The sequence below is a fragment of the Amycolatopsis rhizosphaerae genome (genome assembly GCF_007713715.1).
GTDB lineage: Bacteria > Actinomycetota > Actinomycetes > Mycobacteriales > Pseudonocardiaceae > Amycolatopsis_E > Amycolatopsis_E rhizosphaerae.
In genome coordinates this window covers 1-9,303 of record NZ_VJWX01000277.1, presented here as the reverse complement: position 1 = coordinate 9,303, position 9,303 = coordinate 1, and the positions used below count along the sequence as shown (strand labels likewise).

The following is a 9,303-nucleotide window of genomic DNA, read 5'->3' as shown; positions in this document are numbered from 1 at the left end:
CGTCCACTCCGGCGACCCCCACCCCCAGCTACGGCGCGATCACCTTGAGCCCCGAGGAAGCGCAGCAACTGTGCGGCACCATGCTGCCGAACCTGCTCTCGCGCACGGACAAGATGCTGACCCGCATCAACGGCGGCGCCGACGTGAAGGGCTCGGTGGCCTGGCTGAAGGCGCAGGCCGACAGCCAGCGGGCGAAGGGACACGGCGATCGTGCCGACCGGCTGGAGCAGCGCGCCACGCGCCGGGCGAGCCGGACCGCCGACCTGCAGTCGGTGCAGCAGCGGTTGAACGCCTTCAAGACCGCGCACTGCGAGGGGAAGTGAGGGCCCGGTCGGCGGTGGCCGCGGGCCTGGTGCTGCTGGCGGTCGTCGCGGGCACCACCGGCTGCCGCGGCCAGTCCGCCTCCGGCGGCGGGGGTGCTTCCCCGGCCCCCGCCGCTTCGGAACTGGACGGCATCCGGACTACCCTGGACGCGATCGATTCGGAGATGGCGGGCGACGGTTCGCCGTGAATGCGGGTGTCCCGCAGGACACCGGAGGGCCCGATGAGTCACAATCGCTGGCCGGTCGTCGGGCCCGACCGGGTGCGGGTGTCCCGCAGAACACGGAGGGCCCGATGACCGCACCTGCCGGCCGCGGTCTCGTCCTGGTGGTCGAAGACGAGGACGCGATCGCCGAGCTCATCACGCTCTACCTGCGACGGGACGGGTTCACCGTGCACCGGGAATCCGACGGGGACGCCGCGCTGGCCGCGGTGCGGCGGCTCCGGCCGGTCGCCGTCGTCCTCGACATCGGACTGTCCGGTAAGGACGGTGTGGAGGTCTGCCGGACCCTGCGGGCGTCCGGCGACTGGACCCCGGTGCTCTTCGTGACCGCGCGCGACGACGAGGTGGACCGCCTGCTCGGACTGGAACTCGGGGCCGACGACTACGTCACCAAGCCGTTCAGCCCCCGGGAGTTGGCGGCCCGCGTCCGCACCGTGTTGCGCCGCGGCGCGGGAACGCCCGCGGAGGTCCTCTCCGCGGGCACGGTCCGGCTCGACGTCACCCGGCGCAAGACCTGGGCGGGGGAGCGCGAGGTCACCCTGACCCCCACGGAGTTCGACCTGCTGGCCCAGTTGCTGAGGCAGCCGGGCCGGGTGTTCGAGCGTGAGCAACTGCTGAGCGCGGTGTGGGGTTACCACGCCACCGCCGGCACCCGCACCGTCGACGTCCACATCGCACAACTACGCGCGAAACTCGGCGAGGACAGTCCGATCAGGACGGTTCGCGGGGTCGGCTACGCGGCGGAACAGCGATGACACGGCGGCGGGTTTCGCTGGCGGTGCGGATCACCGTGCTTTGTCTCGCGGTCGCCGGGGTCGCGGTGCTGGTGGCCGGGGTGGTCTCGGCGAGCCTCGTGCGGCGCACCGGCGAGCAGGTGTTGCGCACCTCGATGTCCGCACAGGCGGACGTGCTCGCGAGCCAGCTCGACGAAACCGGTTTCGGCTCCAGGGTCGGCCTGGCCAAGGTGACGGATGTGGTGCGGGGGCAAGGGATTTCGGTGGTGCTCGTGCGTCCGCGCACCGGGCCGACGGGAGGCGATCCGGCCGCGGTACGCGCGGCGGTCGAGGCCGGGCTCGCCCGCATCGACGCCGGGCGGGTCATCTCCGCGAAGCCGACCGTGGCCGGTCAGGAGTACCTCGTCGAGGCCAGGGGAGAGGCCGCCGGAACCGGGTTCGCGCTCGTCGCGCCCCTGCAGGTCGCGCGATCCACCCAGCGCCTGCTGGCCCGCGACATCCTCTTCGCGCTCGGCGCGGGCCTCCTGGTCGCCGCGGTCGCGGGTCTGGTGCTCGGCAGGCTGCTCGCCCGGCCGCTGCGCCGGACCGCGGGCGTGGCCGCCACCATGCGGCAGGGCCGCCGGGACCTGCGTGCCCCGGTGGAAGGGCCGTCGGAGGTGGCGGAGGTCGCGAGCGCGGTCAACGAACTCGCCGCCGCCCTGCAGCAGAGCGAGTCCCGCCAGCGCGAGTTCCTGCTGTCCGTGTCGCACGAACTGCGCACGCCGCTGACCGCCGTGCACGGGTTCGCGGAATCCGTCGCCGACGGCGTGGTCACCGGGGAGGACGCGCGGCACGCGGGGCAGACCATCCTGCGTGAGTCCCAGCGGCTGGAGCGGCTCGTCAGCGATCTGCTGGACCTCGCCCGGCTGGGGGCCGACGAGTTCCGGCTCGACCTGGCCGAAATCGACGTTTCCGACACCGCTCGCCGCTGCGCCGAGGTGTGGCAGGTGCGATGCGAGCGGGCGGGCGTGCGGTTCCACGCCGAGATACCGGACGGGCCGATGCCGGTGGTGGCCGACGCGCGTCGGCTGCGACAGGTTCTCGACGGGCTCGCGGAGAACGCGCTGCGCGTCACCCCGGCCGGCGCCCCGATCACGCTGTCGCTCGCGGCGCCCGCCGGGGGTGGCGCGGTGCTGCAGGTAAGGGACGGCGGGCCGGGGCTCGCCCCGGAGGACTACGCGATCGCGTTCGAAAGGGGCGCGCTCAACGCGAAATACCGCGGCAGCCGCCCCGTCGGCTCCGGCATCGGACTGGCACTCGCCCACGGCCTGGTGACCCGCATGGGCGGCACGATCTCGGCGGGCCCAGCCCCCGAGGGCGGTGCCGCCTTCACCCTCACCCTTGCCCGGGGTTCGCACGGTGACGGAGAAGTGCCCGGGTGACGCCGCGCAGGACACTCTTCGCGCTGTTCTCGGCACGCCCGCTCCTCGGGGGCGCGCCAGTCCACCCTGCCGGCATCCGCGCGGCGGCGCCGGCAGGGTGGTGGACGTTTCAGCAGGTTTCGCGGACGTAGGCGGAATCACCCTTCGGCGTGACGTCCCGGTCGCGGCGGACGATGCTGAGGTCGTTTTCCCACTTGGCGCACGCGTTGCGCAGGCCGGCTTCGGAGTATTCGATGACGATCACCTGGTTGTCGAAATACTGGGTGTACTCCGCGCAATTGTTCTGCTCGCCGCATTCCTCGGCGACGGCGAAGTCGAGACCGTTCGCGGCTCGCGACGAGGCCAGTTCGGAGGTGTTCTTCTGGCCGATCGCGAGGCCTTTTCCGTGCGCCTGCGCGGAAAGCAGCTTGACGAGATCCTGGGCGTTCTGCGCGCTGAGCAGGCCCTGGGACCGGGTGAAGCTGTCGTAGTTGTCCGGCTCGACGGCTTGGTAGCCCTTGCCCGCGCACTCGTCGATCCATGTGCCGACCTTGTTCGCGATCCGGCCCCGCTTGTCCGCGGTGCGCAAGTCGAGCAGCGCTTCGTTCCAATCAGGATCCATGACCACGGCACCGTTGCCGTCGCGCAGAACCAGGTCGCCCCATTCCTTCTCGGCACCGGGCTGGGCCTGGAAAGCGTTGACATAGCAGATGTTGTACAGCCCGGCCGCCGCCGGGGCACTGTGGTCGCGACTGACCACCTGGACGCCCGCCGGCGGCTGGTAGGCGCCTCCGATCTGGTAGTCGAACCCGGCGTGCGGGGGCGGCAGCGGAACGTCCCGGACTTGGCTGTGCGGCGACGGCAGCGGCGCGCTTTCCGCCGTGCCGGTGGTCCCGAGCGCGCACGCCGAGCTGCCGATCAGCAGGGCGGCCGCCACGGTACCGCGAGAAAACCGACCAGGAAGCGAATGCATCTGGTGACTCCAGCGATGGTGAGTACGGCCCCGCCTCGGATATGCGGACGACATCCTGGCGACTGGGTCCGGGCTCGCAGAGCAATCTGCTGTACCGGCTGGGCGTACTTCTGGTATCTGCCCGTCCGGCAGACACCAGAAGTTTAGCGGATCACCGCGCGTGGCCGTCAAGACATGAAACGCGTTAGCCGCCCAGAGTTTCGCGCAAACCGGGCTGGAGTGCGTCGCCGTGCGCGAGCACCATTTCGTCGCACAGTTCCCAGATGCGTTCGACCGGCAGCGCGGCCGCGGTGGCGGGATCGGTCATCGCCGCGTGGCGGATGTGCCGCGGGTCGTCCTCGATCGCCGCGCGCACCACGAGTTCGGTGGTGCTCAGGTAAGTGCGGTTGAGTGCGGCCAGCTGCGGCGGCAGGGCGGCGACGCGCGTGGGACGGATGCCGGTGGCATCGGCGAGGCACGGCACTTCGACGGCTCCGGTCGCGGGGAGATTCGGGATCAGCCCGCGGTTGAGCACGTTGCCGTAAACGGTGCGCGGTGTGCCGGTGACGACACTGTGGATGATCTGCGGTGCGTATTCATTGGTGCCTTCGACGGTGAGTGGTTCGTCGCGCTCGATGGCCCGGCGGGTGCGTTCGTATTCGGCTTCGTTCTCCGCCACCACGTCCAGGTACGCGCCGATCGGCAGCCTGAGCCGTTCGATTTCGCCTGCGTGGCCGAGATACCACGGGACGTATTCGGAGGAGTGTTCGCTGGTTTCGGTGGGGTAGAAGCCGAGCCGCCGGAACATGTCGAACCGGACGCGCCGCCGCAACTGCGGGTCCTCGGCGAGTTCGGCGAGCCGGGGGTACAGGTCGGCACCCTGGTGTTCCAGCCGCAGGATCCAGGCCTGGTGGTTGACGCCTGCGGCGTGGTATGTCACTTCGGACAGCGGTACTTCCAGCAGGGCGGCCAGGTCGTGCACCGTCCAGTACACCGAATGGCAGAGGCCGACCACGCGGTCCGAGCCGAGCGTCTCGGAGAGGTATTGCACGTTCATCGCCATCGGGTTGGTGTAGTTGAGCAGCCACGCCTGCGGGCACACCTGGGCGATGTCCTCGCCGAGTTCGCTCAGGAACGGGAACGTCCGCAGCGCGCGGAAGATCCCGCCGACACCGAGCGTGTCTCCGATGGTCTGTTTCACGCCATAGCGAGCGGGGAGGTCGAAGTCGAGTCGGCTGGCCTCGCCCATTCCGATTTGGACCATGTTGACGACGAAGTCCGCGCCTTCAAGGGCTTCACGACGATCCGCGTGCACAGTGAGGACCGGCTTGGCACCACGGGCTTCGGCGATCCGGCCAGCCGCCGCGTGCGCGGTGCGCAGACGCTCCGGGTCGATGTCGTGCAGCGCGACGTGCACCTCGGCCAGCTCGGGGTAAGCGAACAGGTCCGCGAGGAGGCCCTGGGTGAACACGACGCTGCCGGCGCCGATGAAGGTGATCTTGGTGGTCATGCGCTTTCCGTTTCGGTGAGGTGGAGATCGTCGAGAAGGTCGTCCCAGGTCGGTTGGCCGTCGATCCCGCCGCGCGCGAGTGTCGAACGGCCACCGCCCGCGACCCCGGCTCGCAGCGCGTCGGGGAGCGGCAGACCGCGCAGCGTCGCGGCGAGGAACGCGGCGTTGAAGCTGTCGCCGGCACCGACGGTGTCGAGCGGGGTGACCGGGGACGCGGGCACCGTGACGGTTTCGCCGCGGTGGTGGGCGATCGCGCCGTCGGCGCCGTTCTTGATGACGACGGTCGGACCGAGCGCGGCGAGGTGGGCCGCGGCGTCGGACAGGGCGGATTTTCCGGACAGCTGCCGTGCTTCAGCGGCGTTGGGCAGGAGGAAGTCGGTTTCCTGAAGTACCAGCGGGATACCGGTCGGATCCCACTGCCGCGCCGGGTCGTCGTTGGTGTCCAGCGAGGTGGTCGCGCCGTGCGCCCGGGCGGTGCGGAACAGTTCCGGCAGCCCGGCGGCGAGTGCGGGCATCAGGAAGTAAGACGAGGCGTGGACGTGCCGGGCGCCGGCGAGCAGGTGCGCGGGGACGTCCGCGGCCGTCACCGCGCCCAGCACTCCGGAACTGGTGATGATGGCGCGGCGGTCGTCGCGAGTCAGGATCGCGGTGAGGGGAGTCGGCAGGATCGGATCCACCGTCAGGGCCCGAGCGTCGACGTCGCGGTCGCCGAGGATGTCGCGGACGAAACGGCCGGCGGCGTCGTCGCCGATCCGGCCGGCGAAGGCGACCTTCAACCCGAGCCGGGCGGCCCCGGCCGCGGTGATGGCGGCGGACCCGCCGAGCGTGAGCGCGCCGTGGCCAACGAGGTTCTCCCGTTGCCGGAAGTCGAGATCGCCGGTCAGCGGCCCGAGGATGACGTCGGGATTGACGTCGCCGAGCACGAGCAGGTCGAAGTGGTGCGGCATGCGTGGTTCCTCTGGATGATTCGGTTCAGCCTTTGAGACCGCTGGAGGTGATGGACTGGATGAACGTCTTCTGCGCGCCAAGGAACGCCAGCAGCACCGGCAGCACGGTGATCACGTTCCCGGCCATGACCGCGGCCCAGTTGGTGTGGTGCTGTCCCTGGAAGGTGGTCAGGCCCAGCTGCAGGGTGTACTGGGTGTTGTGGTTGATCGCGATCAACGGCCAGGTGAGGTCGTTCCAGGTGCTGAGGAAGGTCAAGACGGCGACAGTGCTCAGCGCCGGCCGCGACAACGGGAGCACGATCCGGACCAGCACCCGCAGCCGGGAACAGCCGTCGATCCAGGCCGCCTCCTCCAGTTCGCGCGGCAGCGACAGGAAGAACTGCCGCAGCAGGAACACCGCGAACGGCGTGACCAGCGACGGCACGATCAGCGCGCCGAGCGAGTCGATGAGGCCGAGCTTCTTCATGACCAGGAACGTCGGGATCATGGTGAGCTGGAACGGCACCGCCATGGTTGCCATCATCAGCCCGAGCATCACCTTCGAGCCGCGGAACCGCATGCGCGCGAACGCGTAGCCACCGAGCGAGCCGAAGACGAGATTGGCCGTCACGGTCACGACCGAGACGATCAGCGAGTTGGAGAACCAGCGCGGGAACAGCGCGTTCTCCAGCACGTACCGGTAACCGGAGAAGTCGATCCCCGACGGCCACACCGACGGCGGGAACCGGTTGATTTCCGCGTTGCTCATCACCGAACTGAGCAGCAGCCACACCAGCGGCGCCGCGAACAGCAACGCCAGCGGGGCCAGCAGCAGGTGCCACGGGCTGAACGGCAACCGCCGGCGCCGGCCATGGCGTACGACGTCGGGCAGTTGGGACACGGAAACGGGGGCGGCGGGCGCGTGCGTCGTCATCGGACCTCCTTGTTGCGGCGCAGAAACCGGACGCCCAGCCCGAGCGCCAGCAGCACGACGGCGAGCACGTACGCCGCGGCGGCGCCGTATCCGGCGGTGAAGTTCTGGAACGCCTGTTGCCAGATGAAGTAGACGATCACTGTCGTCGAGCCAAGGGGCCCACCCTTGGTGGTGACATAAGTCAGGTCGAAGACCTGCAGCGAATTGATCAGCTGCCACAGCGTCAGGAAGGTGGTCACCGGCAGGACCGCGGGCAGGGTCACGTGCCGCAGGATCCGGAACGCGCCGGCGCCGTCCAGCCGCGCGGCTTCCGCGAGCGAGGGTGGCACGTCCTGCAGCGCGGCCAGGAAGACCACCATGCAGAACCCGGTGCCGCTCCACAGCGTGATGGCCACCAGTATCAGCAGCGCCTGCGACGGATCGGTCAAAAACCCTTGCGGGCTCAGGCCGATCCGGTGAAGCAGCGAGTTGGCCACGCCGAATTCAGGGTCAAGGATGAACGAGAACAGCACGCCCTGCGCGGTGGCCGACAGCACGAACGGAACGAACATCAACGTCCGGTACGCGCCGATGAAGCGCACCCGCCGGTTCAACGCGAGCGCGAGTGCCAAGCCGAGCACGATGCTCAACGGGACGTACAGCGCCGTGTACAGCAGCGTGTTGCCCACGGCCTGGCCGAAGTGCGGGTCCTGGGCGAGCGCCGCGTAGTTGTCGACGCCGACGAACCGGGACGGGGTGACGAGGTCGTCAGCCTGGAACGACAAGATCAGCGACCACACCACGGGCACCAGCCCCAGGCCGATGATGACGACGACCGAGGGACTCAGGTAGGCCCAGGCGGCGGCGGTCTCGCGGCGCCGGGTCTTCGCTGCGGCGGCCGGAACAACCGTGACCGGGCCGGGATGTACGGACATGAGCGGGGTCCTAACGGGGGATGACGAGGGCCGCGTTGGCTGCGGACGCGCAGTCGCGCATCGCGTCGGCGGGGGTGGCGCGCCTGAGCAACACGGAGACGATCGCCGCGGCGACGGCCTGCGAAACCTGCGGATAGGCGGGGTGGTTGGCGCGGACGTGCGAGTTCTCGAGCGCATTGACGAACACGGAAAGGCCCTCGGTGTCCTGTGTTTTGCGCTGCCAGTCCGGAAGGCGTTGCGACTCGGCGCTCAGCGGGAGACTGCCGGCTCCGACGTCCCAGACGACGTCCTGGGGCGGGGCGGTCAGCCAGCGCAGGAACGTCTTGGCCGCGGCGAGGCGCCGGTCGCCGTTGTCGAACACCGTCCAGGTGTCCGGTCCGGAGATGGTGATCGGCTTTCCGGTGAACGTGGGCAGCGGGGCGATGTGGTAGTCGAGTCCCGCGTCGACGATGTCGGGCAGCTGCCACGGCCCGGTCGGTACCATCGCGATCCGGCCCGAGGCAAAGGCTTGGTACATCTGCTCCGCGCCCGGTTTCGGGTCAATGTAGACACTGCGGTCCGCGGCGAGTTGCCGCACCACTTCCAGCGCCTGAACCCCGCTGTCGGCGAAGCCGATGCTTCGGCCGTCCTGGCCGACGATGGTGCCGCCGAGGTCCCAGATCATCGGCCACAACCGCCACACGGTGTCTTCGTCGCCCGCGCCGGGCCAGGCCGTGCCGAACTGTCCCTGGTCCTGGTCGGTCAGTTTCTTCGCGGTGTCGACGAAATCCGACCATCGCCAGGATTCGTCCGGAAGCGGAATTGCGCGCTGCTGGAATACTTGCTTGTTGCAGGCGACGGCCAGCGAGTCGAGCATCGCGGGCACCGCGCGGACGCGGTCGTTGACGGTGACCGCTTCGAGCGCGGGCTTCCAAAACTGGGCACCGGCGTGCACGACATCGTCCATGTCAGCCACTCGCGGGCTGCGGGCGATGCTGGCGAGATCGGAGCCGAAGATGTACGCGATGTCGGGGTAGGAACCGGACGCGAGCGCCGCGGTCACCTTCTGCAGCATGGCATCGGCGAGGACACCGCCGCCGAGGTCGATCCGGATGCCGGGGTGCTCGCGCTGGAACGCGGCGACCAATTGCTTGAGGACCTTGAGACCGGTGTCGGTCTGTCCGTGCCACATTTCGACGGTCACTGGTCCGGAGGTGGCGGCGGGTGTCTCGGCGCACGCCGCCGCGGCGGGCACCAGTGCCATGGCTGCCGCGCCCCGGAGAAACCCGCGCCGGGTCAGAGTTCGCACGCGCATGGGGCTTTCCTTCTCCTGCGCCGGCGAGGCAGCAAGGATTGGCGGGCGGGTGAGGTCATCTGCGGGTTCCTTCCGTCGGGGGAGTGGGGGAGAAG

The 9,303-nt window shown here is 69.8% G+C and carries 10 protein-coding genes; 4 read left to right on the top strand and 6 right to left on the bottom strand.

Features of this window, described 5'->3' with window-relative positions; all coding sequences use genetic code 11:
* From FNH05_RS38225 to FNH05_RS23925, 4 genes are all read left to right on the top strand, one after another.
* Positions 1-323, top strand: a 323-nt coding sequence (locus FNH05_RS38225) for a hypothetical protein (protein WP_186382705.1), incomplete at its 5' end; no start/stop codon positions are given.
* The gene (locus FNH05_RS23935) at positions 320-511 is read left to right on the top strand and encodes a hypothetical protein (protein ID WP_144590962.1); all 192 of its coding nucleotides are present in this window, start codon (positions 320-322) and stop codon (positions 509-511) included. The genes FNH05_RS38225 and FNH05_RS23935, both read left to right, overlap by 4 nt.
* 104 nt (positions 512-615) lie before the next feature.
* Positions 616-1,299 (top strand): response regulator transcription factor, encoded by a 684-nt coding sequence (locus tag FNH05_RS23930; RefSeq protein ID WP_144590961.1) that lies wholly within the window; start codon positions 616-618, stop codon positions 1,297-1,299.
* Positions 1,296-2,699 (top strand): HAMP domain-containing sensor histidine kinase, encoded by a 1,404-nt coding sequence (locus FNH05_RS23925; RefSeq protein WP_144590960.1) that lies wholly within the window; start codon positions 1,296-1,298, stop codon positions 2,697-2,699. The genes FNH05_RS23930 and FNH05_RS23925 overlap by 4 nt, the downstream gene beginning before the upstream one ends.
* Before the next feature lie 109 nt (positions 2,700-2,808).
* Here FNH05_RS23925 and FNH05_RS23920 read toward each other — a convergent pair whose 3' ends face one another.
* The 6 genes from FNH05_RS23920 to FNH05_RS23895 form a co-directional block, all read right to left on the bottom strand.
* Complete coding sequence (locus FNH05_RS23920; protein WP_246127914.1) at positions 2,809-3,615, bottom strand: endo alpha-1,4 polygalactosaminidase; 807 nt, start codon at positions 3,613-3,615, stop codon at positions 2,809-2,811.
* A gap of 220 nt (positions 3,616-3,835) precedes the next feature.
* Positions 3,836-5,140 (bottom strand): alpha-glucosidase/alpha-galactosidase, encoded by a 1,305-nt coding sequence (melA, locus tag FNH05_RS23915; RefSeq protein ID WP_144590958.1) that lies wholly within the window; start codon positions 5,138-5,140, stop codon positions 3,836-3,838.
* Positions 5,137-6,087, bottom strand: a complete 951-nt coding sequence (locus FNH05_RS23910) for a carbohydrate kinase family protein (protein WP_144590957.1) — start codon at positions 6,085-6,087, stop codon at positions 5,137-5,139. The genes melA and FNH05_RS23910 overlap by 4 nt, the downstream gene beginning before the upstream one ends.
* A gap of 25 nt (positions 6,088-6,112) precedes the next feature.
* Positions 6,113-7,000: a carbohydrate ABC transporter permease gene (locus FNH05_RS23905; RefSeq protein WP_144590956.1), complete on the bottom strand. Its 888-nt coding sequence runs from the start codon at positions 6,998-7,000 to the stop codon at positions 6,113-6,115.
* Positions 6,997-7,914, bottom strand: a complete 918-nt coding sequence (locus FNH05_RS23900) for a carbohydrate ABC transporter permease (RefSeq protein WP_186382704.1) — start codon at positions 7,912-7,914, stop codon at positions 6,997-6,999. The genes FNH05_RS23905 and FNH05_RS23900 overlap by 4 nt, the downstream gene beginning before the upstream one ends.
* A 10-nt stretch (positions 7,915-7,924) precedes the next feature.
* Positions 7,925-9,208 carry an extracellular solute-binding protein gene (locus FNH05_RS23895; RefSeq protein WP_144590955.1) on the bottom strand — a complete coding sequence of 428 codons (1,284 nt, stop codon included), beginning with the start codon at positions 9,206-9,208 and terminating at the stop codon, positions 7,925-7,927.
* Positions 9,209-9,303: the final 95 nt, after the last annotated feature.